The organism is Micromonospora noduli (genome assembly GCF_003264475.1).
Taxonomy (GTDB): domain Bacteria; phylum Actinomycetota; class Actinomycetes; order Mycobacteriales; family Micromonosporaceae; genus Micromonospora; species Micromonospora noduli.
Map to the genome: position 1 here is coordinate 1163783 of NZ_PYAC01000001.1, position 25949 is coordinate 1189731.

Annotated in this window: 26 protein-coding genes and 2 pseudogenes; 20 read left to right on the plus strand and 8 right to left on the minus strand. The window is 68.6% G+C overall.

The window, feature by feature from the left end:
• Positions 1 to 122: 122 nt before the first annotated feature.
• From MED15_RS04960 to MED15_RS04985, 6 genes and pseudogenes are all read left to right on the plus strand, one after another.
• Positions 123 to 479, plus strand: coding sequence for a PadR family transcriptional regulator (locus MED15_RS04960; protein ID WP_112583157.1), 357 nt, complete (start codon positions 123 to 125; stop codon positions 477 to 479).
• The gene (locus MED15_RS04965) at positions 476 to 1432 is read left to right on the plus strand and encodes a hypothetical protein (protein ID WP_112726933.1); all 957 of its coding nucleotides are present in this window, start codon (positions 476 to 478) and stop codon (positions 1430 to 1432) included. Before MED15_RS04960 ends, MED15_RS04965 begins: the two co-directional genes overlap by 4 nt.
• A gap of 185 nt (positions 1433 to 1617) precedes the next feature.
• Positions 1618 to 1848: a hypothetical protein gene (locus tag MED15_RS04970; protein WP_112583155.1), complete on the plus strand. Its 231-nt coding sequence runs from the start codon at positions 1618 to 1620 to the stop codon at positions 1846 to 1848.
• A gap of 705 nt (positions 1849 to 2553) precedes the next feature.
• Positions 2554 to 4047: a glucose-6-phosphate dehydrogenase gene (gene zwf / locus MED15_RS04975; RefSeq protein WP_112583154.1), complete on the plus strand. Its 1494-nt coding sequence runs from the start codon at positions 2554 to 2556 to the stop codon at positions 4045 to 4047.
• A gap of 108 nt (positions 4048 to 4155) precedes the next feature.
• Positions 4156 to 4374 (plus strand): annotated as a pseudogene (locus tag MED15_RS34065) (cupin); the annotation flags it as partial.
• Between the two features lie 76 nt (positions 4375 to 4450).
• The gene (locus MED15_RS04985; protein ID WP_146766684.1) at positions 4451 to 6268 is read left to right on the plus strand and encodes a hypothetical protein; all 1818 of its coding nucleotides are present in this window, start codon (positions 4451 to 4453) and stop codon (positions 6266 to 6268) included.
• Positions 6269 to 6506: 238 nt separating this feature from the next.
• On the opposite strand, the gene MED15_RS33380 is transcribed toward MED15_RS04985, so the two are convergent.
• Entirely contained in the window at positions 6507 to 6680 is a 174-nt protein-coding gene (locus MED15_RS33380) for a hypothetical protein (protein WP_167457586.1), read from the minus strand.
• Positions 6681 to 6967: 287 nt separating this feature from the next.
• Positions 6968 to 7888, minus strand: coding sequence for a fatty acid desaturase family protein (locus tag MED15_RS04990; protein WP_244220362.1), 921 nt, complete (start codon positions 7886 to 7888; stop codon positions 6968 to 6970).
• Positions 7889 to 8277: 389 nt separating this feature from the next.
• On the opposite strand from MED15_RS04990, the gene MED15_RS04995 reads away from it, so the two are divergent.
• Genes MED15_RS04995 through MED15_RS34070 form a run of 3 tightly spaced genes read left to right on the plus strand, consistent with a single transcriptional unit; the run spans position 8278 to position 9452 of the window.
• On the plus strand, positions 8278 to 8511 hold the full coding sequence (locus MED15_RS04995; protein WP_112734866.1) for a hypothetical protein: 234 nt from the start codon (positions 8278 to 8280) through the stop codon (positions 8509 to 8511).
• 39 nt (positions 8512 to 8550) lie between these two features.
• Complete coding sequence (locus MED15_RS05000; RefSeq protein ID WP_112734867.1) at positions 8551 to 8982, plus strand: phage holin family protein; 432 nt, start codon at positions 8551 to 8553, stop codon at positions 8980 to 8982.
• Positions 8979 to 9452 (plus strand): DUF3618 domain-containing protein, encoded by a 474-nt coding sequence (locus MED15_RS34070; RefSeq protein WP_112734868.1) that lies wholly within the window; start codon positions 8979 to 8981, stop codon positions 9450 to 9452. The genes MED15_RS05000 and MED15_RS34070 overlap by 4 nt, the downstream gene beginning before the upstream one ends.
• Positions 9453 to 9724: 272 nt before the next feature.
• Here MED15_RS34070 and MED15_RS05010 read toward each other — a convergent pair whose 3' ends face one another.
• Positions 9725 to 10699: a GlxA family transcriptional regulator gene (locus MED15_RS05010; RefSeq protein WP_112734869.1), complete on the minus strand. Its 975-nt coding sequence runs from the start codon at positions 10697 to 10699 to the stop codon at positions 9725 to 9727.
• Positions 10700 to 10845: 146 nt separating this feature from the next.
• Here MED15_RS05010 and MED15_RS05015 point away from each other — a divergent pair, with 146 nt between their 5' ends.
• Entirely contained in the window at positions 10846 to 11484 is a 639-nt protein-coding gene (locus tag MED15_RS05015; protein WP_112583148.1) for an HD domain-containing protein, read from the plus strand.
• A gap of 56 nt (positions 11485 to 11540) precedes the next feature.
• On the opposite strand, the pseudogene MED15_RS34075 reads toward MED15_RS05015, so the two are convergent.
• From MED15_RS34075 to MED15_RS05030, 3 genes and pseudogenes are all read right to left on the minus strand, one after another.
• Positions 11541 to 11687 (minus strand): annotated as a pseudogene (locus MED15_RS34075) (FtsK/SpoIIIE domain-containing protein); the annotation flags it as partial.
• A 20-nt stretch (positions 11688 to 11707) separates the two neighbouring features.
• Positions 11708 to 12010 (minus strand): hypothetical protein, encoded by a 303-nt coding sequence (locus MED15_RS05025; RefSeq protein ID WP_112734870.1) that lies wholly within the window; start codon positions 12008 to 12010, stop codon positions 11708 to 11710.
• 24 nt (positions 12011 to 12034) lie between these two features.
• Complete coding sequence (locus MED15_RS05030) at positions 12035 to 12772, minus strand: SDR family oxidoreductase (protein WP_112734871.1); 738 nt, start codon at positions 12770 to 12772, stop codon at positions 12035 to 12037.
• Between the two features lie 243 nt (positions 12773 to 13015).
• Between MED15_RS05030 and MED15_RS05035 the strand changes: the two genes are divergently transcribed.
• Positions 13016 to 14155 carry a helix-turn-helix domain-containing protein gene (locus tag MED15_RS05035; RefSeq protein WP_112734872.1) on the plus strand — a complete coding sequence of 380 codons (1140 nt, stop codon included), beginning with the start codon at positions 13016 to 13018 and terminating at the stop codon, positions 14153 to 14155.
• Positions 14156 to 14843: 688 nt separating this feature from the next.
• Here MED15_RS05035 and MED15_RS05040 read toward each other — a convergent pair.
• Positions 14844 to 15164: a hypothetical protein gene (locus MED15_RS05040; protein WP_112734873.1), complete on the minus strand. Its 321-nt coding sequence runs from the start codon at positions 15162 to 15164 to the stop codon at positions 14844 to 14846.
• A 464-nt stretch (positions 15165 to 15628) separates the two neighbouring features.
• Here MED15_RS05040 and MED15_RS05045 point away from each other — a divergent pair, with 464 nt between their 5' ends.
• The 3 genes from MED15_RS05045 (at position 15629) to MED15_RS05055 (ending at position 18381) form a co-directional block, all read left to right on the plus strand.
• Entirely contained in the window at positions 15629 to 16876 is a 1248-nt protein-coding gene (locus MED15_RS05045; RefSeq protein WP_146766685.1) for an ATP-grasp domain-containing protein, read from the plus strand.
• Positions 16873 to 18084, plus strand: a complete 1212-nt coding sequence (locus MED15_RS05050) for an MFS transporter (protein ID WP_112583143.1) — start codon at positions 16873 to 16875, stop codon at positions 18082 to 18084. The genes MED15_RS05045 and MED15_RS05050 overlap by 4 nt, the downstream gene beginning before the upstream one ends.
• Before the next feature lie 66 nt (positions 18085 to 18150).
• A complete protein-coding gene (locus MED15_RS05055; protein ID WP_112734875.1) occupies positions 18151 to 18381 on the plus strand; it encodes a hypothetical protein in 231 nt (76 codons plus the stop codon).
• A 39-nt stretch (positions 18382 to 18420) separates the two neighbouring features.
• On the opposite strand, the gene MED15_RS05060 is transcribed toward MED15_RS05055, so the two are convergent.
• Positions 18421 to 21249: an AfsR/SARP family transcriptional regulator gene (locus MED15_RS05060; protein ID WP_167457587.1), complete on the minus strand. Its 2829-nt coding sequence runs from the start codon at positions 21247 to 21249 to the stop codon at positions 18421 to 18423.
• A 245-nt stretch (positions 21250 to 21494) separates the two neighbouring features.
• Here MED15_RS05060 and gntA point away from each other — a divergent pair, with 245 nt between their 5' ends.
• From gntA to MED15_RS05090, 6 genes are read left to right on the plus strand one after another with little or no spacing between them, the layout of a single operon-like run.
• A complete protein-coding gene (gntA, locus tag MED15_RS05065) occupies positions 21495 to 22199 on the plus strand; it encodes a guanitoxin biosynthesis heme-dependent pre-guanitoxin N-hydroxylase GntA (protein ID WP_112602260.1) in 705 nt (234 codons plus the stop codon).
• Complete coding sequence (locus MED15_RS05070) at positions 22196 to 22663, plus strand: GNAT family N-acetyltransferase (protein ID WP_167457588.1); 468 nt, start codon at positions 22196 to 22198, stop codon at positions 22661 to 22663. Before gntA ends, MED15_RS05070 begins: the two co-directional genes overlap by 4 nt.
• Before the next feature lie 33 nt (positions 22664 to 22696).
• On the plus strand, positions 22697 to 23467 hold the full coding sequence (locus tag MED15_RS05075; protein WP_112583138.1) for an SDR family NAD(P)-dependent oxidoreductase: 771 nt from the start codon (positions 22697 to 22699) through the stop codon (positions 23465 to 23467).
• Complete coding sequence (locus MED15_RS05080) at positions 23467 to 24501, plus strand: inosamine-phosphate amidinotransferase 1 (protein WP_112583137.1); 1035 nt, start codon at positions 23467 to 23469, stop codon at positions 24499 to 24501. Before MED15_RS05075 ends, MED15_RS05080 begins: the two co-directional genes overlap by 1 nt.
• Positions 24502 to 24548: 47 nt before the next feature.
• Positions 24549 to 25169: a LysE family translocator gene (locus tag MED15_RS05085; protein WP_112583136.1), complete on the plus strand. Its 621-nt coding sequence runs from the start codon at positions 24549 to 24551 to the stop codon at positions 25167 to 25169.
• Positions 25170 to 25213: 44 nt separating this feature from the next.
• Complete coding sequence (locus MED15_RS05090) at positions 25214 to 25924, plus strand: MOSC domain-containing protein (protein ID WP_167457589.1); 711 nt, start codon at positions 25214 to 25216, stop codon at positions 25922 to 25924.
• Positions 25925 to 25949 lie beyond the last annotated feature (25 nt).

The following is a 25949-nucleotide window of genomic DNA, read 5'->3' on the forward strand; positions in this document are numbered from 1 at the left end:
GTCGAGTACTCGGTCGAGGCACGACGCGCCTCACCGTGCGGAGTCCGGCGTCGCTCGCCGCGCCCGCGAAGCGGAGAACTCGAGCTTGACCGATAGGTCGACCATCTGCTTATGTTGATGACATGACTAGGCCCTCCACGCCGATGCGCGAACCCACATATTTCATCCTCGCCGCGTTGCAGGACGAACCGCTGCACGGCTACGCCATCGTCAAGCGCGCGCAGGAGTTGTCCGACGGGCGAGTGCGGTTGACGACCGGCACGCTGTACGCCGCGCTGGACCGGCTCAACGGTGAGGAGATGGTGCGGGTGGCCGAGGAGACGGTGGTCAACGGTCGCGCCCGTCGCACGTACGAGCTGACCGAGCGTGGGTTGTCCGCACTGCACGAGGAGGCGGCGCGGCTGATCGCTGCGGCTCGGGTCGTTCGAGACCGCTCCGTACGGTCGACGGCGGCGACGGTTCGGACGGCGCCGGCATGACCGGCCTTGAGCGCCGCTACCGGTGGCTGCTGCGCGCGTACCCTCGGGCCTACCGGCAGTACCGCGCCGACGAGATGCTGGAAACGCTGCTGGTCGCAGGCGAGACGGACCGGAGGCACCCGAGGCTTCGGGAGTCCATCGCACTCGTGGTGGGTGGCCTGCGGGTCCGCTCCGGTGTAGCCCAACTCCGCTCCCGGGACGCCTTGCGATACTCCGCCCTGCGATCGACCGCACTGTCCCTGCTCGTGTGCGGCGTTGCCCTTACAGCCCTGCCCCTCACGTGGCGCTTATGGCTGCTATTGCCTGGTAATTCTGCCAGCTTCTTGTATGAGCGAAGCTCGGTCACGCCCGCATTGCTGCTTCTCGCGCTGGCCGCCGCAGTCTGGGCTCGCTACCGCCTCGCCCTCCCCATAACCATTGGCGCCTTCGGCTGGGAGATCTGGTACTCCGCAGCGAATGACCTGAGGTACGCGGTAGAGCCATGGGCAAGGTACGACGATGCTTTGGGGCTCCGGACAGGTCTCTACCTGATCATGCAAATTTCTACGTGGGTATGCTTGTTGGCCCTGTTGACAATGGTGCCACTACTTCGAGCGCGCCAACCACGGGCCACTCGACCATGGACCTGGCTTCTCGGTGCCACGATGACCATAGCGGCCATAACGCCCAATCCGCTCAATGGCTGGGCAGACGGTTTGACCCTACCGGTCATCATGGCCGCCGGGCTGGTGGCAGCCCTCGTCGGCGCGGCGCTTGATGTGCGGGTATCGATCGCGGCCAGCGCGGTTCTTCTGACGCTAATGCTGCCTATGCTGGCCTATCAGCCGACCAATTGGACGCTCTACGGTTGGAACTCGAACCCGCGAAATGTGCTCCTCGAAGCCGTGGTCGGAATTTTCGCCATCAACGTCGCGGTCAGCAGAATGGCCGCCCGCCGGCAAGTCACCCTATGACGGTGTGGTCGCTCTACACGGATGTGACTGCTGAGCCGAGCGTCCCTTGCGGACACCGACGCCTGGCCAGCGACCGTTAGCCTCAGGCGTTCCCGTGGCGAACTGGACGAAGGACTGGTCATTGATCGGTTTCCCGGCCACTCGTGCGGGTACCGCCGCTGGTCAGGACCGAGGAAGGGACGCCCATGGCCGAGTGGGAGCAGCGTGACGGAGAGCAGACCGGAGTGCCGCAGGACGAGGCGGCCCGCGACACCCGGGCGGTACAGGACGCCCACGGTGGCAGCATGGCGCCGGGGCTGGTCGACGACACCGGTCACCCGGTAGCGCAGGCGCCGGCCGACCGGTTGGCTGAGACCGAGGGCGCGGACAACCCGTTCGGACACGCCGAGGAGGTCATTGCAGAGGACGGGACCTAGGGAAACGTGGAGCCACAGGCGGGGTGGATGCAGTAAGCGCCGTTGGGCGCAGTTCACGGCCGTTCAGGGCACCCTGTTGCTTCCGACTCGCTCCCCCATCCGCAGTCTGCACCGGCCTGCCGGGCGCGATGCTCTGGCCACATGCGTGAAGCACGGATGGCCCTGGTTGTTTCTCACCGCCGAAGCAGGCGGCGGTATCGTGCCCCGCCGACAGCAGGGCGCTTCCGCAACGAGAGGCGACCAGACTTGTCGGGAGGACTTGTTCGTGGGCATGGGATTGAGCGGGCGTCGGCTGTCGACTTAGGAACCGCACGCCCTATTGGATGATCCGATGACGGTGAGTTTTGCTGCTCTTCGGTGACCTCGACGCAGCATCCAAGGAAACAAAGGCGCACGAGTGCTGGGAGACTCCCGACGTGCACCTGAACCCCGTAGCGCCGAGCACGAGAACCCCAGCGCCTGGTGTGGTGGTGGCAGCGTGTGTTACGTGAGCGGACCATCGTGGAGGACTACGTGATACGGCCTGGTGCTCGAATCGCCACCGAGTCGCCTACCCGTCAGCTCGGCATGCGACGCTCAAGCTCCGCGACCAGCGGGCCACGCCGCGTGGCCCCCGGCCACTACCGCCCAAGCCCACGCAGTTCCTGGCATGACAGAACGACATCCCCCAACCCCACACCCCTTGTGCCCGGAGGAACGCAGACCATGGACCACGCATCTCAGCTCATCCAGGAGCGGAGTGCCCCGCCGGCTACGCTGGTGATCTTCGGTGCCTCCGGTGACCTGACCCGGCGTAAGCTGCTGCCCGCAATCGAGAGCCTGGCTCGGCACGAGCGGCTCCCGGACCAGTTCGCGTTGGTCGGCGTCGCGCGCACGTCGATGACCGACGAGCAGTTCGCCGAGAGCGCCCTCGGCGAACGCACCCTCGCCAGCAAGCGACAGCTCCAGGGCGGCGTGCGGTACGTGGCCGGCGGCTACGACGACCCGGAGACCTACAAGCGGCTCGTGGAGACCCTCGACGAGTTGGACGCACAGCGGGGCACGTCCGGCAACCGGCTCTTCTACCTGTCCACCCCGGCCGGGGCCTTCGAGCCGGTGATCAACGGACTGGCCGGTGTCGGGCTCAACCACCCACGCGACGGCTCCTTCTCCCGCCTGGTCATTGAGAAGCCGTACGGGCGCGACCTGGTCACGGCCCGCGAGCTCGACGGCGTCGTACACAGCGCGTTCGAGGAGCACCAGGTCTTTCGTATCGATCACTATCTGGGCAAGGACACCGTCCAGAACGTGCTGGCGCTGCGCTTCGCGAACTCGATCTTCCAGCCCATCTGGGACCGCTCCTGGGTCGACCACGTGCAGATCACCGTCGCCGAGACGCTCGGCGTCGGCAGCCGCGGCGGCTTCTATGAGGACGCCGGCGCGATGCGGGACATCGTGCAGAACCACGTGCTTCAGGTCCTCGCGCTGGCACTGATGGAGCCACCGGCCTCATTCGAGGCTGAGGGCCTGCGCAACGAGAAGGTGAAGCTGCTGCAGGCGATCCGGCTCCCCACCGACCGGGACATCGCCGAGGCCGCGGTCCGGGGACAGTACACCCGGGGCGGCACGCGGGAGGAGCTGATGGCCGGCTACCGCGAGGAGGCCGGCGTCGACCCCCTGTCGCGGACAGAGACCTACGCCGCGATGCGGCTCAACGTGGACAACTGGCGCTGGGCCGGGGTGCCGTTCTACGTACGCACCGGCAAGCGCCTGCCGGCCCGGCTCACCGAGGTGGCACTGCAGTTCCAGAGGCCGCCGCACCTGCCGATCCCGACCGACCAGCTCACCGGCCTCGATGCTGACGCGCTGATCCTGCGGATCCAGCCTAACGAGGGCATCTCGCTGCGCTTCGGTGCCAAAGTGCCGGGCCACTCCTTCCGGGTCCGCACCGCCACGATGGAGTTCTCCTACGACCAGACGTTCGTGGAGGAGTCCCCGGAGGCGTACGAGCGTCTGCTCCTGGACGCGCTGATCGGTGACGCGTCGCTGTTCATCCGCAGCGACGAGGTGCAGCAGTGCTGGCGGATCGTCGACCCGATCATCGACAACTGGGCGAAGGACAACTCGCCGATCCCCACCTACGAGGCCGCCTCCTGGGGCCCGATCGATGCCGACCGGCTCATCGGCGGGCACGGCCGCAAGTGGCGCAACTCCGCGTGACCCTGCCACAACGAGTGGCACCGCGCTGCTGAGCCCGATCGCTTGGTCGCACCATCGACGCGCAGCGGTGGGTGGGGGCCGGCTCCCACCCACCGCTGCGCCGTACGCCGGCTGGAGCCGGGTGAGCGGCAGCCGCTGCCCGGCACGGCCACCCGTACCCGGTGGTGGCGATCCAGGACGCGAAGAACGTGGTGCAGGCCGTGGAGGCACCCGCGTCGACGCCGACGTACCCACCGTCGGCTCATCTATCGCGACGCGGACACCGTCCACATGCTCAGCAATGTGGGCAGCACCAGGTACATGCCGCGCCTGGTCGAACTGAAGTAACCGCTGGCACGGTAGTCGGACACTAAAACCGGCATTCCGGAAAAACCACCGCATTAAGGTGCGTAACGTGCCGGACATGGTCTCTCGCACATGGCGTAACCTGTTGCTCACAGCGCTCGGGATGGGCATGCTCGCCGGTGCCGGTCAACTCGGCATCGCGTTCAGCTTCGGCATCGTCCAGCTCGCCGGCGCCTCCACCGGCGCCGCCGTCAACCAGTGGCCTGCCCAGCTCGTTTGGGTGGGCTGGTTCGCGGCACACGCCGCCGTAGCCGGCACCGTCGTCGCCGCGCGCCTGGCCCGCCGGTACGGGGTATTGGGGAGCACGGGCAGATTGGTGGCCGTCGCCGCCGCCGCCGCGCTGGGCGCGACCGTCGTGGCGCCGCTCTGCATCCGGCCAGCCCAGGCCGCCGAGCGCTTCTCTGTGGACCCGATCTGGGCCGTCGGCATCTGCGCGACCCTCGGCGCGCTGGTTGGCGCGGGTGCCGCGATCGCCGTACTGGTGAAGCCGCCGCTGGGTTGGAACATGGCGGCAGTGGGCGGCGTGGTTTGGTTGCTGGCGCTCGTCTCGGTCGTCCCGTCGCTCGCAACCGCCGGGCCGTTGCCCGCCGTACGGCTCGGTGTGCTGGAGCCGGCCGGGCTCGACGCCGACGCGGCACACCGGCTGGCGATCCTGACTCTGCCGTCGGTGGCCCTGCTCATCGGCGCGGCGACCGGCGGGCTGGCCCGCTGGCGCGGACATCCGCCGCTGGTCAACGGCGTGACCGGCGCGGTCGGCACCGTGCTGGTCGCGTTCACCTATCTGACCGCCGGTCCCGGCGACGCCGTCGACCGGTACCAGATCACGCCGTACTACGCGGCGCTGCTCGCCGTCGCCGCCGGTGTGCTCGGCTCGGCCGCCGCCGCGTCGTTCCGCTGGCCGCTCCTGCCGCGCACCGCCGAAGCACGGGTCGCCGAGTCAACCGACATCCTCCGTCCACTGGCCGCCGGTCCCGCCGTGCGGCAGGCCATGAGGCCGGCCGTTGGTGGTACGACCGACGAGCCGGAGCCCGTCGACCTGGCCGGCACGGGGCCGGTAGCCGGCGCGACCGCAGCGAAGCTCCCGACCGCAGCCGAACCACTGAGCCTCGGTGCACCGGCTGTTACCGCCGCATCGGCCGCACCCGCCGACCTCGCCACACCGACCGACCTCGACGACACCCCGGAGACATCGGAACCGGCCCCCGCGACGGCGGCCCACCTTCCCGCGGGACCTGGCGGGGACAGCTCCGGGACGGCGGAGGCCCCGGTCGACAACACCGAACCCGAAGGGATGCCGCCCGACGGGGCGCTCGTCGCCCCGGGGACCCTCCGGATGTACCAACCGCCGAAGACCGACCGGACGCGGGTTCAGGCGACCTGGCCGGTCGTTCCGGCGCGGCGGGTGCCGCCCTCGGCCGAGCCCGCTCCCGGCGGCGAGGCGACCCAGTCAGCCGGCACGCAAGAGAGGCCCGAACCGGCGCCCCCACCTCGGCACCGGCCGCCCCTGCCCAACCTGAGCCGGGCCGCGAACTGGGACGCCCTCGCGACCGCCCGGCGCGCCGGGCCCCCGCCCACGACCGATGCCGTGCCGGCCCGCCCCGCCGGGACCGACCCGGTCCCCGCGCCAGCCGACCCGGCATCCGTCGTCGAGGCGGGACGGGCAAGCGGGCGGCTGGGCCTGTTCCGACGCAACAAGTCCCGGGCCGACGGGGACGGCGCGGGCACCCCGGCCGACGGCGAGCCGCTGCCGAGGCAGGATGCGGAGTTCGTCGACTGGGTGACCCGGCTGGGCAATCCGGTGGCGGACAACGAGCCGGATCAGGAAGGCGCTCGCCGGTCACTCCGCTCCACCGGCAGCCACCACAGCGACCGTTAGGAGTTCTTATCTCCAGCCACACCTGGTGGAGTTGGAGTCTCGCTCGCTCAGGACGCTGCCCGTGGGATCGGTGTCTCGAATGACGGAGCTGCGGCAGACCCCAGCGAGGCTCACCCGCAACGCTCCACATCGGTCTGCAGCGCGTATGCGGATTCGGTAGGCGGCGCCCCGACGTCTTGCGCGCCGTCGGCGCCGGCATCGGCGGTCGGGCTGGTGTCGCGCTCGATCGCGGACCGATCTATGCCGGCTCGCGCACGCCGCCGGCGTTGCCACCGTCGTCTGGCATCGGTTCGGCCGGGGCTTCGGGCAGCTCGTCCGGCGCGCCAGGCAGAAGGACGCCCGCGTCGTCGGGCACCGGTTCACGCGGGTCGATGGGCGGATACTGTTCGGGGTCGAGATCCGGTCCAGTCATCAGGCGAGTATCCGTCGTCTTCCGGACTGCCGCTCGTCGGGCCCGCGAGCCGGGCGGCCTTCCCCTCGCCCTAGGCGACTGGCGGCACTGATCCGTCGGCTGCCTGTCACCTCGGGCGGTGCTCATCGGCGTCGGCCTGAGCCCACTCCGGCGTCCACGTCAACCGCGCTGTCGGCCCCACGGGGCTAGCTACTCCTCGCGGTCATACTGCTCATCATGGTCACGCGGTGGCCGAGTCCCCGGCGGACGGGGCCTTGGTCGGTGACCAGGGCCTGCGAGGCCCAGACTCAGTCGTTGTCCCGGCGGGTCGCTCCGGTCCCGATCACGCGCAGGTGCGCCAGCCCCTGCGACCAAGACTGGATCAGAGTGGTCTCGTGGTAGGCGATGCCATAGTCGGCGCAGAATTGGCGGATCAGTGGCTGGGCGTGGCGCAAGTTCGGTCGAGGCATGCTGGGGAACAGGTGATGTTCGATCTGGTAATTGAGCCCGCCGAGTAGTACGTCGAGGATCCGGCCGCCGCGCACATTGCGGGAGGTGAGGACCTGCCGGCGTAGGTAGTCGAGGTCGTCGGCCTCGCTCAGGATGGGCATCCCCTTGTGGTTCGGGGCGAAGGAGCTACCCAGGTAGAGGCCGAAGAGTGCCTGGTTGACCAGGATGAACACGATCGCCTGCGGAACGCTCAGGACAAGGAATACGGCTGCGAGGTAGCCGGCGAAGTGCAGGACGAGCAGGCCGGCCTCCGCAGGTCGGTGCCTGAGTCCGCCGCGACTGACGACCGCCCGGACGCCGGCGGCGTGCAGATGCAGACCCTCCAGCATCAGCAGGGGAAAGAACAGCGCCGCTTGGTGTCGGACGAACAACGCCCGCAGGCCGCGCTGCGTCGCGACCTGGCCCGGGGTGAATGACAGTGGAGCCACGACAATGTCGGGGTCGCGGCCTTCGGTGTTCGGGTGGGCGTGGTGGCGGTTGTGCTTGTCGACCCACCACCCGTAGCTGATCCCGGTCATCAGGTTTGCACAGACCATGCCAAGCACGTCGTTCGCCCGGCGGGATCGGAAAATCTGTCGATGCCCGGCGTCGTGACCGAGAAACGCCAGTTGCGCGAGCAGCACCGCGACCCCGACCGCGGTAGCCGTCTGCCACCACGAAGACCCGAGCCGGACGAACACCACGCCCATCAGCACGAGACAACCCAGCAGAACCGTCACCCGGGCCGCGTACCGGCCGGGCTGCCGATCGAGGAAACCCGCGCCTCGGACCAGGCGAGACAGCTCGGCGTACGCACTGCCACGGTCACTACGGGCGCCAAGATCTACATTACTCACTCTCGCCACTCCCTGTACGACCGCCAGTTCAGGTTAGGGGTCTGCCAGCAGCGCGAGCGGGCAGGCACACGACCCATTCGGGGTGCGACAGACCCAAGCCGCACGGTTCCAGTCTCACTCAAAACCGCGTCTCGCAGGAGCAAACGTCAGCTCACAGCAATCACGACGGAAGCACCGTTCACCTCCATGCAAATCCGCCGATAAAAGCCTGACCTTCGCCGACGAGTCCGACAATCAGGTCGGTGAGGTCACGTCGGATTCAGGGGGCTGTCATGGCGCGCAAGAGGAAATCCATCGCACGGCAAACGCTCATCCTTGCCTTCGCGGCTGGAGCGATGACCGGAGCGGCGAGCATGCTCACGCTCCGAGGTCGCCGCCAGGATGGTGACTTCCGGGCAACTGACGTCACGAGCCAGCTCGACGACGCACTCGCACCGTCGCTTGACAGGCGTATCGACGCCTCGGCGCAGGGACCAAAGAGCATGCCCGCCGCGCAGCAGCACTGACCCAGGCAGCGCCTCGGATCACCCCTCCGCGAGAAGCTGATGCCAGAACGACCCAGCGGCAACCCCGGCACCCCGTCTGCTGACACGCCGGTCGCCGAGTTGGTGCAGCGTGCCACCGATCAGATCACCCGGCTGGTGCGCGACGAACTGACGATGGCGCGGGCGGAAATGACTGCCAAGGGCAAACGCGCGGGCATCGGCGCCGGGCTGCTCGGCGGCGGCGTGATGCTCGGAATCTTCGCCGGCGCGACCGCCGTCGCCACGATCGTTCTGACCCTGGCCGCGATCATGCCCGACGCCGTGGCCACCCTGATCGTCACGGTGATCCTTGCCCTCGCCGCCGCAATCGCGGCGCAACGCGGTAAGAAGCAGGTCAGCACGGCAATGCCGGTCACACCCACAGCGACCAGGGACAGCGTGCTGGCCGACGCGGAGACGATACGCGGCGCAGCGAGTCGGAGGCAGCCATGAGCACGCCATCCGGAAGCAGCAACCCGGATCAGACCCGGCGTGATATTCAGCAGACGCGTGCCGAGCTCGGCGAAACCGCAGCCGCATTGAGCGCCAAGACCGACGTCAAGACACGTGCGCGCACCAAGACGACCTCCGCCGTCGGCGGACTCCGACAGCGGGTAGCCCAGGTCGGTCAGTCGGCCAAGACCAGAGCGACCCAGCTGGCGCACACGGTGAGCCAGAAGGCCTCCCAGCGCGCCACGTCAGTGAAGCAGGATTCACAGCACACCATCGGCACGATACGAGGCTCGATGAGAGCCGGCGCGCAGACCACCGGCAAGGCCGAGTCCACCCTGATCACCTCCGCTCGCGCCGCCACCACCAAAATCGGCAGCTTGGTTCGCACGAAATCCGTGCCAGTCCTCGCCGCCACCGGCACTGCGGCAGCCCTCGCGGTCGTTGCCTACCGCCGTCGCCGGTTCCGGTAGACAGTTCGGCTGAGTGCCGCGACCCGCCTGGTCGGGCTGAACCTCCCCCGGCGGCAGGCCAACGGCAGCCACGTCGGCGTCACCGACACCACCCGACCTGGCACCGCTCGCCCCACCCGTGCCGGTCCGATCGCCCTACCTCTTCGGACGCTCCGCACAGGCGGTCATCCGGACCAGAACCTCGCCGGGCCGGGGGTGGGCACATCCGGGCGTCTGGTCGTCGGTGGGTCGATCCGATCGGGCCCGACCCAGCGGGACCCGAGTCTGCGGAATCACCAGGCGGTGGTGGTTGTGGTCCGGAACCGGCGCTGGTAGACCGACGGCGGGATGCCGTACGACGCGGTGAAGGCCCGCCGCAGCGTTTCGTCGCTGCCGAACCCACTGCGCCGGGCCGCCTCGGTGACTGTGCCGCCCCGTTCCAGCAGCGCGCGGGCCGCCTCGACCCGGGCAAGTTCCAGGTAGCGCGCCGGGGTGAGCCCGAACTCCTGTTGGAATAGGCGGCGCAGGTGGCGGGGGGTCACCGTCGCATCGTGCGCCATCGCCTCGATCGGATACGCCCGGGCCGGGTCGGTGGCGACCCGGTCGGCAACCCGGCGTAGCCGCTGGTCGAGGGTCGGCGGCAGGTCCTGCCGGACGGAGAACTGGGACTGCCCACCCGGCCGCTGCATGAACACCACGAGTTCCCGGGCGACCTCGCGGGCCAGGTCGGCACCGTGGTCCTCCTCGACCAGTGCGAGGGCGAGGTCGATCCCGGCGGTGACCCCGGCGCTGGTGGCGAACCGGCCGGAGCGGACGTGGATGGCGTCCGGACGGACCTCAATCTCCGGGAATTCGGCCTGTAGACGGCCGGCGTGCCGCCAGTGGGTGGTGGCCGGGTGGCCGGCGAGCCAACCGGTCCGGGCCAGCACGAACGCGCCGGTACAGACCGCGGCGAGCCGGGTCGGCGGCCCGATCAGTGGACCCAACCGGGCATGTAGGTCCTCGGCGTCGGGCAGCGCGGTCAGGTCGTCGGCTCCGGTCAGCACGAGCGTGTCCAGCGGCGTGGACTCGGCCACGGTGGTGTCGGCGGACAAGCGGACCCCGGACGCGGTACGCACCGAATCCGACCGCCAGCCGAGCAGGGCCACAGCATAGTCGGCACCGCGCCGGGTAGCTCCGGTAAAGACGTCCACCGGTCCGGAGACGTCGAGTAGCTGTACCCCGTCGAAGACGAGCACGCCGACCCGGTGTGACCGCCCTCGGCTCATCCGACCCGCTCCCTCCAGCCGATCTGATGTCCGCATCTGTGGGATGGCTGTCCTTCTGGACATGGTCCGGCCGAGTCTAGCCCGGCAGCATCGGTGGCGAGCCTCAGCACCAGTAGAAACCTCCGTAGGAACAGGATGAGCACACCATGGCCGAAACCATCGCCGGGATCACCATCCCGGACACCCCGCTCGTGGCTGCCGCGACGGACCTCGTCCGGGCAGCCACCAACGACCTGTTGTTCCGGCACAGCCGCCGGGTGTTCCTGTTCGGCGCGCTCCAGGGTGAGCGGCGTGGTCTGAGCCCCGACCTCGAACTGCTGTACGTCGGTGCCATGTTCCACGATCTCGGCCTGACCGAGCGGTACGGCAGCACCGACCTGCGGTTCGAGGTCGATGGCGCACATGCCGCCGAGCGGTTCCTGCTCGACCATGGCCGACCTGCTCAGCAGGCCCGCAAGGTCTGGCTGGCCATCGCGTTGCACACCACGCCTGGGGTGCCGGAGTTCCTCGACCCGGAGATCGCACTGGTTACCGCGGGAGTGGAGACCGACGTGCTGGGCATCGGTTACCGCGACCTTGATCCGGAACGGATCGCCGAGGTCATCGCCGCCCATCCGCGCCCCGACTTCAAGCGGCAGATCCTGGCCGCCTTCAACCAGGGCAACAGGCACCGCCCGCAGACGACGTTCGGCAACGTCAACGCGGACGTGCTCGCCCACTTCGACCCGAACTTCGTCCGGGACGACTTCGTGGAGATCATCCTGCGCAGCGACTGGCCGGAGTGACGGTCCGCTCGGAGGGAATCTCCGCTCGGGATGGCCGACCTGTCCGCTGTCGGACGCTCGGCGGCCGCCGGGTTGAAGTCGTCGATGTGCCGGACCCCGTTGGCGGCGGGCTCGTCATAGCGCATGTCCATCTCGCGCACGACCCAGTCCAGCGAGTCGGCCGCCTTCTTCGCGTTGGTCACGATCGGGGTGGCCAGGTGTGGCGACCGTATGGGCACCGGGGTCAGCTGGTGTGTAGCAGCACCGGGACGATCCGAAAGTCGACCGTGGCGTGGTCGATGGTGGCGTGCACCGGGGAGCCGGCCATCTCGGTCATGATCCCCGAGGCGCTGCGCCGGCCGTCGGCGGCGGAGTCCCACGCGACGATGTCGGTGATCGTGCCGTCGTCGTCCTGCACGATCCGACGCCACCGGAAGCCGGGCTGCCGTCGCAGGTATTCGTTGATGTCGTCGTTGGCGTTGACGAAGTCGGCGCCGGTGAGGCCGGAGACGAGCCGGAACGTCGTCATCTCGAGTGCTTCGCTCATGGGTGCCCTCCTCGTGGTGTGCGATCAGCCCTGCACTGTGGACCGCATGATGATCTCGTTGACGTCGACGCTGTCGGGCTGGGTGATGGCGTAGGCGATCGCGTCGGCGACTGCCGAGGCAGGCATTCCCAGCTCCTCGGCCGCCGCGTGGGCGGCAGTACGCACCTGAGGGTCGCCTCCCCGCTCAGTGAGTTCCGAGTGGGTGTAGCCGGGGCTCACCAGGGTTACCCGGACGTCCCGGCTCTCCTGGCGCAGCCCTTCGGTAAGCGCCCGGACCGCGTACTTGGTGGCGCAGTAGACCGCGGCCGTCGGGTCGACGCGGTACCCGGCGGTAGAGCCGATGTTGATGATGTGCCCTGCGCCGCGGGCCCGCATCAGCGGCAGTGCGGCGGCGATGCCGTTCAGGGTCCCGCGCAGGTTCACCTCGACCATCTGGTCCCACTCGTCGACCCGCAGCGCGTCGAGGGTCGACAGGGCCATCACGCCGGCGTTGTTGACCAGTACGTCGATGCGGCCGTGCCGGTTGTGGGCGCTCTCGACAAAGGAGAGCACGCTGTCACGGCTCGTGACGTCGAGCTCGTGGTGCTCGGCGGTGCCACCGGCGGCGCGCAGTTCGTCGACGAGTGCGGCGAGCCGGTCGACGCGCCGGGCACCCAGCACGACGTGATGGCCGTCGGCGGCCAGCCGGCGGGCGGTTGCCGCACCGATACCACTGCTCGCACCGGTGATGAGAATGATCTTCGAACCGGAACTGTCTCCCATTGATCCTCCTGTTGTGCTTCGGGCCTGCGGCCAAGCGCCGCTGCTCAACGATCCGGCTGATACGCGGGCCCGGGAAGGGTGAGGTTTCCTGGGTGCGCGACACCCCGGCACCACGTACGTTTCATTCGAGTCGGGGTGCTCTGTCCCGTACGCCTCGACCTGCGGATCGGGCGATTCAGCGGACGGGCCAGCAAAGCCGGCAGCTGGCCGGGGATCTCAGCCAGGAGTCTTAGGCTGGTCGACATGCCCGATTCAAACCGGCTCGGGGAATTCCTTCGGGCCAACCGCGCCCGAGTGGACCCGAAAGAGGCCGGACTGCACGGGGGCGGCGACCGCCGGGTACCGGGGCTGCGCCGCGAGGAGATCGCAGTCCTGGCCGGGGTGAGCGCCGACTACTATGCCCGCCTCGAGCAGGGTCGGGAGCGCAACCCCTCGGCGCAGTTGCTCGACGCGATCGGCCGGGCCCTGCGCCTCGACCCGGACGCGCGCGGCCATCTCTTCCGGCTCGCCGGGCTCCACCCTCGCCTCGGCCCGGACAACACCCGGGACTCCGTCCACCCCGCCCTGCTGCGGCTGCTGGACGCCTTTCCCACCTCCGCCGCCTACGTGCTCAGTCCAGCGTTCCAAGTGCTGGCCACCAACAGCGTGGCGGCTGCCCTGCTGTCTCCGTTCACGGGCCCGACCAACATGGTCCGGGTGCTGTTCGAGCATCCGCAGGCCCGCACCGTCTTCCCCGACTGGCCGGCCCTGACCGAGAACGTCGTACACGCCCTACGACTCAACGCCGACCTCTTCCCGGAAGATCCCCAGATCCGGGCGCTCGTAACTGACATGCGACGGGACTCGCCGGAGTTCGGCGCCCTCTGGGCGGACCAGACCGTGCAGGGCCTGAACCGCATGTTCAAGGTCATACACCACCCCGAGGCAGGGCGGGTCGAGCTGACGTACCAGACCTTTGACGTCCGGGATGCTCCCGGTCAGCAACTGTTGGTCGGCACGCCTGAGCCGGGCAGCCGCAGTGCCGAGGCCCTGGCCGCTCTGGCAGCACCGGATCGGGAGGTCGCTGGCCAGCCCCCGGGGGGGTGGTCAGCCACCCAAGAGCTGATGGCAGCCGCAGCACTTCATCCGCCGACGCGCGTGCTCGCGGGCCGGCGGGAGTCACCTCCAGTCCCGCCCACGCCGACCGCCAACACGTCCCATCATTCGCCCCCACGTCATCGTGGGTACGAAAGAGGCCGTGTCGGGCGGAGATCCGCGACAACGAATCAACCCCAGGCTCGTGGCACCAGTGGCGCTCAATCCAGCCAGCGAGGGAGGTCACTGACTCCCTCGCCGCCCGCAGCACCTCCGCCCCGCGCTTACCCCCCGCCTACTCAAACCTGAGAGCATGCGGCATGCGATCACGCCTACGGATGGTCAGAGTGACGACCAGGCCTGTTCAGGTAAGAGAGTCGGCCGCTGTCGACTTGCCGCAGAGCGCGGAGGCGGTGTGGTCGTTCATGTGGGATCCGGCATCCTGTCTCAAGCTCTTCGACAAGGCGGAAGTAGCCGTGTCTCTCCCAGGTCGGGAGGGAATCGGCGAGATTCAGGCTGTCGTGGAGCGGGCTGCAGGCGGGCGAGTGGGTGTGCTTCACGAGGTGGTCGAGCTCGATCATGGCCGTCGTGCCGTGACCCGTAGCCTTGTCTCCTGGTGTCCTAGCTGGGGGGCAGTCACCGTCGAGGCGCTCGGGCCTGAATCATGTCGTCTCACTCAGGAGTTTTGGGCAGATGTTCCGGCGGGAGTCCCGCCAGCAACGGAGAGACACATGCGCGACGAGTTCCGGCAGCGGCTCGAACCGATGATGCAACGGCTAGCTGAGTGGGCAGCTGGTCGACTCGGATAATTCCGACGTGCGATGAAGGGCATTGCCCGATCTCGGGGTTCAGGACGTGCCTGACGTGTCGGTCTGGAGAGGTGAGCGGCCCGTCCAGCTAAGCGATGTCTCGTAACACGATGGCTGTCCGGTCCGAACTGTGGGTGATCGTCAGGCGTGCGCGTCGGCGGTCGCCCAAGCCCTCGGGCAGCGCAGCCTCAAGCCGGATTTCCGGCTGTCAGGCGGCTCAGGATGGTCCGGGCCAGCGCGGCGAGCCGGGTTCGTAGGTCGTTGTCGGCCCGTCCACCGAGGCCGTCTTCGAGATGCGCGGCCAGGGCGGTGACCGCCGCCAGGCGCCGATTCGCGTCGTGCGCCGGCAGTGTCCGCGCTGACTCGGCCGCGAGCGCCACCACGGCGTCGCCGTTGACGCCGGCAACCAGCAGGTCGCAGGCCAGCATCACCGCGTAGTGCGGGTCGGCGTCATCAAGCAGCGCCCGGGCTTGTTCGGTCCGAAGCCGGCGAAGAAGCTCATCATCCACGCGCCGAGGCCTCGTAGCCCTGCGCGGCTATCTCGCGTGGATGGTCGGGCAGGATGCCCGGGTGCAGGTGATCACCGCGGGCGGGTTGCCGTGGAAACTTCATCAGCGGGATCTGGTCCTCGGGCTGGCTGACACCGTTGGTAGCAGCGGACGGCTACATCGAGGCGGAGTTGGTGGCGGCGGAGGCACGACTGGAGTGCGGGCTGCCCCTCGGCTCTGCGTACCGCATACCCCCTGTTCGGACGTCGCGATGACCTGACGCCGACGAGCGGGCAGCCCGGACTGCGCAGGTGCTCGGCTCAGCTGGCTATGGGGCATACGTTGCCACACCGTAACTGGATAGGTCTTCGGGCCGGTTCGAGTGTCTGTTGTGGAGACTGGTAGCTTGATCGGCTGTATCCGTCTGTCCAGCCGCCGCCGTCGTCGTATGACGATCGTTGTGCAGTTCAAGACTCGGAGGAACGGTGACATCAGTACTCATCGTTGAACCGGTATCTTCCGGCAACGAGCTCGTCGTCCGAGCCGCGGCCATGGGTTGGAACACCGTGGTGGCCAGCTTCGACGCCGAAGACCGAACTCTGACGGCGGCGACCAAGGATCTGGCATCCACCCTCGTCCAGGTAGATACGAATGACGTGCACGCCATCGTTGAAGCGGTTAGTCGCTCGCCTGTGGGGGCTGGACTCGATGGTGTCGTTGCCGGTTCGGAGTTTCACGTCGAGATCGCGGCCCAAGTTGCGGAGAAACTCGGTCTGCCGGGCCTGACCACCACCGATGTCGCGCTCGTTCGGAACAAGGCCAAAATGCGTGAGGCGCTGCAACGCGCCGGCGTCCGGTCGCCCCGGCACCGGGAGGTGGCCTCCCGCGCCGAGGCGGAGCTCGCGTGCGCGGCGCTGACGTTCCCGGTGGTGGTCAAACCGGTTGAGTCGTCAAGCAGCATCCACGTCTTGAAGGCGCGCGACACGGCCGAGGCTGTGCGGGCGTACGCCGCCATCGAGGCCGATGGCATGATCGACCTCGGCAGGCCGCTCGGTGACGAGGTCGTCATCGAGGAATACGTTTCCGGCGACGAATACAGCGCCGACGGATACGTTTGGCGCGGCGAGGTGCGCATCGCCGCAGTGACCAGGAAGCTCCTCGGCCCCGAGCCGACCTTTGTCGAGCTCGGTCACATCACACCCGCTCCTCTGGGACCGAACGATCTGGGCGCGATCGAGCGGTACGTCGGCCAGGTGGTCCGGGCGGTCGGGCTGGAAAACAGCGTGTTCCACTGCGAGATGCGTTTGTCCGCGAACGGACCGGTACTCATGGAGATCGCCGCACGACTGCCGGGAGACCAGATCGTGCACCTGGTAGCCGACGCCACAGGTGTGTCGATGGCGGACGCCGCCTTGTTGATGGCGGTCGGCGCGAACCCGGAGACCTGCCTCGACGAACACGCGGCATTCGGGGGGGCTGCGGGCATTCGCTTCGTGGACCCCGGCAGCATCACCGCCTACACGCGTATCGAGGGATGGGACGACGTGCCGCGCTACGCCGATGTCGTGGAGCAAAAGGTGCTGGTCCCCGCCGGCGAGCAGATTCCCTCGACCTATGAGGCCCTTCGGCGCGTGGCCTATATCCGCTATCGCGCTTCCGATCCAGACACCGCTTTGGCGGTCAACGAGCGACTGGGCCGGGAACTGCGACCAGTCGCAGCGTATTTGTCGTGAGTATCGCCAAGTATTATGCGATGCGGTTCGCCAGCTGGCTGTGCGACTACCTGGTCCTGTTCGCGGTACCAGTGCTCGCCTACAGCGTGACCGCCGATGTGCGCTGGTCGGGCGCGGCGGTCTTCTTCCAGTGGGGACCGAGGCTCCTGGGACTGTCGGCAGCGATCCTGCGGCTCGACAACATACGGCAGCGGACCCTGATGGTCGTGGCGGATCTGACCAGGACCGCGACGGCGCTGGTGGCTGGGCTGATAATGGCGGTGTATCCCGGTGCGGTGCTGCCGGTGCTGATGATATTCGCGATGGTCGTGGGCCTCTGCTTCGAATTGACCTTCGTCGGGGGCGAGAAGATCGGACTGTACTTGGTCCGCCCCGAGGGACAGGAGCGATTCCAATCGCAGCTGACCGCCTTCGAGCAGGCGGCGATGGTCCTGGGGCCGGCGGCGGCGGGCGTGGTGCTGTCGTTCCCACCGCCGGTGCTGATGTTCGTGGCGGCGGGTCTGTTCGGGGTCTCGCTGCTGATGTCGATATCGGTCCCCTCGGGCGGCACGGCGCCCACTTCGACAGCGAAGCGCACCCTGCGCGCGACCGTACGCATCGCGCTCGAGGACCCCGTCCTGCGCCGGATCGTGCTGGTCACCATGGGCCTGAATTACGTGCTCGCGCTGATCAACGGGGCTGCGCCCCAGATCGCGTTCGGAACGTTCGGGACAAGCAGCAGTGAGCTGGGCCTGATGTACGCGGCGAGCAGCGTGCCGGCCATCATCGGCCTGTTGGTCTTCCACCGGCTGACCTCGCGTGTGTCGCTGTCGACGATCGGGGTCGCTGTCGCGGTGGGGATGTGCCTGGCCGCGTTGGGCGTCGCGGTGGCGGCCCGGCTTTGGGTTTTCGCTGGATGCCTCGGTGCGTTCCTGCTGCTCGACTCGTTCTTCAGCGTGTACATCAGGGTCGTCAGAGCGCGTCGGGTGCCACTGGAGAACTACGCGGCGACTGTGGGGCTTTTTGGCATGCTGCTGATTGTGCCGATGCCGCTCGCGGGGCTCACACTGGCCGCCGTCGGGAATCTCGTTGACCCAGCGGTGCTCATCTCGGCGTCTGCTGCGGCCGTGCTTATCGGCGCCGTCATCACACTACCGAGAGGGCGAGGCCTCCTAGTGGCCCCCGTCGCCCTGGGGGTAGGGACGACCCGCATCAATCACGATTCCTGAGCCAGCGACAATGGCCCCCGTTGGGCTGCTGCAAACTTCCGGACAGTGGTTGGAGCCGGGAGCGGGGTGCGGCAGGTATGGGCCGCCTACTCCCCCGCGGCCCGCCACGGCGCCGAGGTGACCCACACCCTGAACAAGGGACTGACGTCGTTGCGGGCGCACGAGGAGTGCCTGAAGGGCCTCGGCCAACCCGACTTCGACCACGAGTTGTTTTTGGAACAGCTGGCCCGGGAGGCCGGCAACCGGATGGGCTGCCGGTTCGCCGTCGCTTTCGCGGTCAACACCATCGCCGGGTGACCTGCTCGGCCGACCGGCCTACGCTGGCCGGCCGGACGATCAGCGCCGCGGGCCGATCCCGGATTGCGCCTGCTCGAGACCGGTCAGCCTTTCCCGCACCGTCTCGGCGTCGGGGTGGTTCAGCTCGTCGAGGATGACCACGGCCTGCTGCCAGCATTCCTTGGCACCCGCGAAGTCGCCCAGCGTCATCAGAGTGTTGCCGAGGTGGTGCTGGCTGTCGGCCTCGGCGTAACGGTTCGCGGCGTCCCGGTTCAACCTGATCGCCTCGCGGTAGCACTCGATCGCCTCGGCCGGATGGCGCAGCTGGTGGTTGATGTAGCCCAGGCTGTCCCAGGTCGCCGCCTGCCCAGACGGGTCGTCGAACTCCCGCAGCACCACCAGGGCCCGGCCGCAGTAGTCCTTGGCGGCCTCGTACTGCTCCAACATGGCCAGCGACCAGCCGACATTGTTGAGCGAGACCGCGTGCGCCAGCCGGTCGTTCGCGATCTCGGCCAGCATGAGGGCGGCCTGATCGTGGTCGAGCGCCTCGCGGTGGCGGCCCTGCCGCTCGAAGACGCGCGCCAGGGCCAGATGCGCCTGGGCCTGATCACTCGTCGAACCGACCTCGCAGGAGAGGTCGAGCGCCCTCCGGCTGTGCGTGTAAGCGTCGTCGTACCGGCCCAGCCAGGCATGGGCCACCCCGGTGCCGCGGTGCGCCTGACCCATGGCGCGCCGGTCGCCGAGCCGCCGGGCGGCGTCCAGGGCGAGCCGCTGCGTGTTGATCTGGTCCCGCCAATGGCCCTGGCGGTTGAAGTACTCCATCAGCGATCGAGCGAGGCTGCACAGGCTCGCGTCATGACCCTCGTCCCCGGCCCGGCGAACGATGTCGAGCAGCAACGCGTGCTCGGCGGTGAACCACTCCACCGCCTCCCGGGCCGTCGTGATACGGGGAAATCCGGCGTCCTGGCCCTCCCCAGCGTCCTGGGACAGATGCGGCTCGAGCAGTACGGCGGCGCGGCGTGACAAGGTCACGTAGTGGGTGAGCAGCCGGCGAACAGCGGCGGACCGCTCCTCCGCGCTGTCCACCGCGCGGACCAGGTCCATCGCGTAGCCCCGGAGCAACTCGTGCAAGGACAGCCGGGTCAGCTTGTGCTCGCTGACCATCTGGGCGTCCTTCAGCTCATTGAGCAACGTCCGCGTGGCGGGCAGGTCCAGCGCCGCGAGGTGGGCCACGGCCAGTTCGTCGATGTCCGGACCGGGCGAGAGCCCCAGCAGGCGGAACAGTCTCGCCGCGGCCGGGCTCAGCGTCCGGTAGGTCCACACGAATACGACGTGGACGTCCCTTTCGGCCTCGGCCGGCGGCCCGGCCGATCCAACGGCCGCGTCGAGCTCGTCGGCGAGCGTACGAAGGTCCAGGTCAGGGTGGGTCGCAGCGCGTGCGGCGACGAGGGCCAGGGCGAGCGGCAACCCGGCGCATCGGGCGATGAGCCGGTCGACGGCCGCGCTGTCCGCCGTGACCCGGGCGGCGCCCAGCCGGTTGGAGAGCACCCGCCTGGCCTCGTCGTACCGCAACGGGCCGACCGCGATGGGATGAGCGCCCTCGGTCGCCACGAGGCTGGGCAGCGCACGGCGGCTGGTGACCAGGACCAGGCAGTCGGGGGTGCCGGGCAACAGGGGCCTGACCTGGTCGACGTCACGCGCGTTGTCCAGAACCACGAGCATCCGGCGACCAGCGACGCAGCTGCGGTACAACGCCGCCTGTGCCTCCAGGCTGACCGGGATGCTTTGCGGCGGCACCTGGAACGCGTCTAGGAACATGCGGGTGACCTCTTCCGGCCGCACCACCACGCCGCTCGGCTCGAAGCCCCGCAGGTTGACGTAGAGCTGCCCCTCCGGGAACTGCTGCGCCACCCGGTGTGCCCAGTGCACCGCCAGTGAGGTCTTGCCTGATCCAGCGGCACTCCAGAGCACGCACAGCGCGGGCTGCTTCTCCGCCTGGGAGGTTTCGAGGATGTCCGACAACTGGGCCATCTCCGATTCGCGGCCGGCGAACCCCCGGACGTCGATCGGCAGCTGTGCCGGGACGACCAGGGGCCGGCGCGGTGCGGGCCCGACGACGGCATGGGTCGGGCGCCGGGGCGGGATCCGGACCTGCGGTGCGAGAACGGCGTCACGGCTGATCGCCGGGCCGCTCCGTCCCATCCGGTCGCCCTGCAGGATCGCCTGCTGCACCTGCTGCAGCTCGGGGCCGGGCTCGATGCCGAGCGCCTCGACCATCTGCCGGCGCACGGCCGCGTAGCGGTCGAGGGCCTCGCTCGTGCGCCCAGCAGCGTACTGGGCCTGAATCAGCGTCGCCGCCAGGCTTTCCACCAGCGGATAGTCGTAGGCCAGCACGTTCAGCTCCGCGATGACCGCCTGGGGGTCCCCGATCGCCAGCTCCGTCCGGGCCCAGGCGACCACGGCGTCCAGCCGCTCCAGAGTCCACGCGTCCCGAGTGCGTTCCGCCCAGGCGCTGGTCAGGCCGGCCAGTGGCTCGCCGCGCCACAGGGCGACGGCTTGCCGGAGCAGTGCCCGTGCTTCGGCCTCGGAGCACAACCGTCTGTCGGCCCGCTTCACCAGCCTGCGGAAACGGTGCAGGTCGATGTCGTCGGGCGCCATGTCGAGGCGGTAGCCCCCGGAGCCCAGCAGCAGGCGGGCCGGATTCCCGGATCTCGTGTCGATCATCTCCAGCGACCGCCGGATGCGGGTGATGTGACTGTGCAAGGTGCGCCGCGCCCGCTCGGGTGGCTCCTGGCCCCACACCCGCTCGACGAGCACGTCGGCCGGCACCGTCCGTCCGACCTCCACGGCCAGCGCGGCCAGAACCGTGCACTGCTGCGGTCTTCCCATCGACGACGGTCGACCCTGCGATCGACCTTCCACCGGCCCAAGAATCATCAAGCCCACAGTGCCCCCGTTGATCACCTAAGCCCGACAGCCAGCGGCTCAGGTCGCACCTCACCGTGTCGACACCGCTGTCAACTCGCCGTCAAGAAATCAGCCTACATCACTGACCATGCTTACCCAAGGCAGATGGAGGCGGGTCATGTATGTGCCTATATCACGGTGGTGCAACCAAGTTACGGGGTATTTCAATGGCTCGACAGGATGAGTTTGTCCAGAAATCTGGACGTCTGACATCAGCATTCGAGGATTGGATTGCCGGCACCGCCTTCTCCTGCCTCGGTGCGCGCGCGTCGGTACGCCAGAAGCAATTATATTGCGTCGAACTGAAGTCGATGCTCGACGTCGACAGCACTCGGGAACTGCACCGGGAAATTGTCGACTTTGTCGACCAGGCCCGGCTGCACGAGACCAGGTTCAGCTCTTTCGCGGCGATCTTCGAAAATCCGCGGCTGCTGAGCGAGACGGAGTTCGAGCACACCCTCTGGGCGCAGCTCGCCATGCTTCGTCAGGTGGATCGGGAGAAATACGCATGGGCACCGGGCGTCTCCAGTGATCCCCATTCCCTGGACTTCGCCTACAGCGTCGCCGGACATCCGTTCTTCGTCGTGGGTCTGCACTCCCAGGCATCGAGGATCTCCCGTCGGTTCACGCACCCGGTGCTCGTCTTCAACTCCCACATCCAGTTCGACCAGTTGAAGCAGGAGGGGCTCTACGCCTCGCTCCAGGACAAGATCCGGGCCCGCGAGCTGCGGCTTCAGGGGTCCATCAACCCGAACCTCGCCGACTTCGGGGAGCAGCCGGAGGCCCCCCAGTACTCGGGGCGGCCGCAGCCGGCGGAGTGGCGGTGCCCGATCTCGGGCGGGTCGGCGACGTTCGACGAGAGGGCTCGGTGAACACCTCCGTCAGTCAGACTTCCCTCCTGTCGCTGCGACGAGCCCGCCGGGCGGACGCGGAGGCCCTGCACGACCTGTCCGCTCCGTTCGTCGCGCTCGGTCGGCTGCGTCATCGCGATGTCGGTGAGTTCGCCCGGCGTCACGCCGACTTCCTGGTCGTCGAGGACGACAGCCGGATAGTGGCCTGCGCCGGCGTCCAGCGCTTCGGGGGTGACTGGGTCCTGGACAACCTGTGCGTCCACAGCAGCTTCCAGGGCCGCCGGACCGGGAGCCTTCTGCTCGACCGGACCCTCCAGGAGGCGGCCCGGTCATCGGCGCGTGCACTGTATGCGGCGTCCAGCCCGACCAACGCGTGGTTCCTCGGACACGGGTTCGCTGAGGTTGAGCCAGCTGCCGGGCCTCGGCGCTGGGTGAGCCAGCTGGATCCCACGCGTAATTCCGTCGTCTACCGCCGCTGGATCTGACGGTCGTCGGCCTACGGGAAAGGGTACAGAACAGTGACCGACCTGCCTTCTGCGATAGTGACCGGCGCGTCGTCGGGTTTCGGCCGGGCCGTCGTCGAGCGACTGGTGAAGACCGGGCGGCCCGTCGTGGCGCTGGCCCGTCGCACCGAACGGCTCACCGAGCTCGCCGACCGCCTCGGCCACGACCTGGTGCATCCGCTGACCGTCGACGTTCGGGACGGAGACGCCGTCGCCCATGCTTTCGGCGACCTGCCCGCACCGTTCTCCGATGTGGGCGTCCTCGTCAACAACGCCGGTCTCTCGAAGGGCTTCGGCCCGATCCAGGACGCCGAGCTGCGCCACTGGCGCGAGATGGTCGACACGAATGTGCTGGGGCTCCTGCACTGCGTCCGCGCGGCCCTGCCCGTCATGCTGGCCGCCGGCCGCGGCCACGTGGTGAACATCGGCTCCATCGCCGCGGTGTATCCCTACCTCGGTGGGAACGTCTACGGCGGCACCAAGGCATTCGTCCACCAGCTCAGTCTCAACATGCGCACCGATCTGGAGGGCAGCGGCATCCGCGTCAGCTGCATCGCCCCCGGCATGGCCCGTACGGAATTCGCTCTGACCCGGTTCGACGGGGATCAGGAGCGGGCAGACGCCTTGTACGACGGTAGCGACCCGCTCACCCCGCAGGACATCGCCGAGGCGGTGGAGTGGTGCATCTCCCAGCCTCAGCGAGTCAACGTGAGTCTCATCGAGCTCATGCCCACGGATCAGCCCTTCGGCCTCAGCTTCCGCCCGAGTCAACCCAAGGAGCAGTGATGACGCACACCGTCTGGAGTGTCAACGACTGGGATCCGCTGGAGGAGGTCGTTCTGGGCTCCGCGGCCGGCCTCACCCCGCCTCCGGTGGACGTTTCGCTGAGGCACTTCTTCGAGCCCCCGGCGGACGCCGGGGACGAGCGGATCGACGCCGGCACGCTGCAACGCGTGGTGGACGAGACCGAGGAGGACTTCGCCGAGCTGACCGAGACGTTGACGAGTGCCGGTGTACGGGTGCGCCGTCCGGACACGACCACCGTGGGCCGGCGTTACGCCACTCCGGAGTGGGAATCCGTCGCCATGCACGCGCTGATGCCACGGGACTGCCTGCTGGTGATCGGCGACCGCGTCATCGAGGCGCCGATGCCGATGCGTGCCCGCTACTTCGAGACCGCCCCGTTCCGGTCCCTGCTCCGGGAGTACTTCGACGCGGGCGCCTCCTGGTTCTCGGCGCCGAAGCCCCTGCTGCCCGACGAGACCTACGTGTACGAACCTGGTGCCTCGGTCGTGGCGGAGGATGAGCCGTTGTTCGACGCGGCCAACATGCTCCGGTGTGGGACCGACATCTTCTTCAACGTGAGCAACACCGGCAACCGGCGGGGGGCGGCCTGGCTGCGCCGGCAGCTGGGCTCGGACTTCCGGGTGCACGAGATCTCCATCTGCAGCGATCACGTCGGAACGACGTTGCACATCCTGCGGCCGGGGCTGCTGTTGGCCAACTCGGAACGCCTCACCCCGGATCGGATTCCCGGCCCGCTGCGGTCCTGGAAGACCATCTGGGTGGACACACCAGAGGACGACGGCTATGCCTTCGACTGGCCGCGCGCGTCCGTCTGGGTCGGCATGAACATTCTGGCCCTCGGCCCCGACACGGTCGTGGTGCCGGCGAACCAGACCCGGGTGATCAAGCAGCTGGAGAACGCCGGCATCACCGCGGTCCCCACCAGCTTCCGGCACGGCCGCACGTTCGGCGGCGGACTGCACTGCTGTTCGCTGGACGTCCGCCGGCGCGGCGGACTCGAGACGTACCTGTGACTCCGTCGCGCCGGCGACGTTTTTCCTGAGCAGAAAAGGCCAGCAAGTTGACGCTCACCATCCTTGCCTCGTTCGCTCTCAGTGCGTTCCTGCTGAACCTGAGCCCCGGGCCGTCGATCCTCTACGTGATGTCGCGCAGCGTCGTCAACGGGCGGATCGCCGGAGTGTTCGCGGCCTTCGGGCTGGCTAGCGGGAGTGCGATGTGGGCGCTCCTGACGGCGATCGGCGCGTCCGCCCTGATCGCCTCGTCCGAGCTGGCCTTCACGGTGCTGCGGTTCGCCGGTGCCGCGTACCTGCTCTATCTGGGCATCTCGGGGCTCCGTGACCAGCCGTTCACGGTAAGAACCGAGAGACCGGCCAGGGTGTCCGGCTTGCGCAGCTACCTTCAGGGCTTCGTGGTGGAGGGCACGAATCCGAAGACGGTCACCTTCTTCCTCGCCCTGGTCCCGCAAATCATCGTCAGTCTCGACGATCCGGGCCTGCTGGTCCTGATCGGGTTTTGCCTGATCGTTCCGCTGACCGCCCTGCCCATCGACGTCACCGTCGGGGTGACCGGAGGCACCCTGGCCTCCAAGATCGCCACACGTCCCCGGGTGGGGCGTGCGCTCAACTACCTGTCGAGCGCCGTCCTCATCGCCCTGGCCAGCCTGGTGCTGTTCGACCGATGACCCGGCCCGGCCAACCGTCCGGGCCTCGCGCGAAGGAGTCTCTCGTGTCCGCTGTCGAGGCGACAGTCGAAGCGCTCTACCGGTATCCGTTCAAGTCCATGCGGGGCGAGACGGTCGATGACGTACGGCTGGACGGCCGCGGAATGGCCGGCGACCGCGAGTGGGCCGCCACCTTCCCGGATGGGCGGGTGGGCAGCTGCAAGACCTGGAAGCACGTCCGTCGCCTCGACGGCCTGCTCGCCTACGCGGCGCGCACACGCCACGGTCGCGTCGAGGTTCACACGCCGACCGGCGCCGTGCTGGCTGCCGGCGACCCCGACCTGGACGCGGCCCTCACGGCGCTGGCCGGTGAGCCGGTGCGGGCCGCCCGAGAGTCGGGCACACCTCACTTCGACATCGGCGCGGTCCACCTGATCTCACGTTCGTCCCTCACCGCGCTGGCGGCCGAGGTGCCGGGAGGAACCGTGGTCCCGGTGGCCCGCTTCCGGCCCAATATCGTCATCGCCGGGAAGTGGGGGCCGGGATTCGAGGACGACTGGATCGGCCGCGAGGTGTCCATCGGGGAGACCACGAGACTTGAGATCACCGAGCAGACCGAGCGGTGCGTGACGGTCACGCTGCCGCAGCCGGGCGTGCCCCGCGACAAGGAGGTCCTCCGGGTGCTGGCCAAGGGGAGAAACACCAACTTCGGGGTGTACGCGAAAGTCATCTGTGCGGGCTCGGTGCGGTTCGGCGACCGCGTCCGTGTGAGCTGAAGCGGTCTTCGCCCGAGACCCCGGC

Coding starts and splice junctions, on each gene's coding strand:
- MED15_RS04960 (WP_112583157.1), top strand. CDS start 123: ATGACTAGGCCCTCCACGCCGATGCGCGAACCCACATATTTCATCCTC.
- MED15_RS04965 (WP_112726933.1), top strand. CDS start 476: ATGACCGGCCTTGAGCGCCGCTACCGGTGGCTGCTGCGCGCGTACCCT.
- MED15_RS04970 (WP_112583155.1), top strand. CDS start 1,618: ATGGCCGAGTGGGAGCAGCGTGACGGAGAGCAGACCGGAGTGCCGCAG.
- zwf (WP_112583154.1), top strand. CDS start 2,554: ATGGACCACGCATCTCAGCTCATCCAGGAGCGGAGTGCCCCGCCGGCT.
- MED15_RS04985 (WP_146766684.1), top strand. CDS start 4,451: ATGGTCTCTCGCACATGGCGTAACCTGTTGCTCACAGCGCTCGGGATG.
- MED15_RS33380 (WP_167457586.1), bottom strand. CDS start 6,680: ATGACTGGACCGGATCTCGACCCCGAACAGTATCCGCCCATCGACCCG.
- MED15_RS04995 (WP_112734866.1), top strand. CDS start 8,278: ATGGCGCGCAAGAGGAAATCCATCGCACGGCAAACGCTCATCCTTGCC.
- MED15_RS05000 (WP_112734867.1), top strand. CDS start 8,551: ATGCCAGAACGACCCAGCGGCAACCCCGGCACCCCGTCTGCTGACACG.
- MED15_RS34070 (WP_112734868.1), top strand. CDS start 8,979: ATGAGCACGCCATCCGGAAGCAGCAACCCGGATCAGACCCGGCGTGAT.
- MED15_RS05010 (WP_112734869.1), bottom strand. CDS start 10,699: ATGAGCCGAGGGCGGTCACACCGGGTCGGCGTGCTCGTCTTCGACGGG.
- MED15_RS05015 (WP_112583148.1), top strand. CDS start 10,846: ATGGCCGAAACCATCGCCGGGATCACCATCCCGGACACCCCGCTCGTG.
- MED15_RS05025 (WP_112734870.1), bottom strand. CDS start 12,010: ATGAGCGAAGCACTCGAGATGACGACGTTCCGGCTCGTCTCCGGCCTC.
- MED15_RS05030 (WP_112734871.1), bottom strand. CDS start 12,772: ATGGGAGACAGTTCCGGTTCGAAGATCATTCTCATCACCGGTGCGAGC.
- MED15_RS05035 (WP_112734872.1), top strand. CDS start 13,016: ATGCCCGATTCAAACCGGCTCGGGGAATTCCTTCGGGCCAACCGCGCC.
- MED15_RS05060 (WP_167457587.1), bottom strand. CDS start 21,249: ATGGGAAGACCGCAGCAGTGCACGGTTCTGGCCGCGCTGGCCGTGGAG.
- gntA (WP_112602260.1), top strand. CDS start 21,495: ATGGCTCGACAGGATGAGTTTGTCCAGAAATCTGGACGTCTGACATCA.
- MED15_RS05080 (WP_112583137.1), top strand. CDS start 23,467: ATGACGCACACCGTCTGGAGTGTCAACGACTGGGATCCGCTGGAGGAG.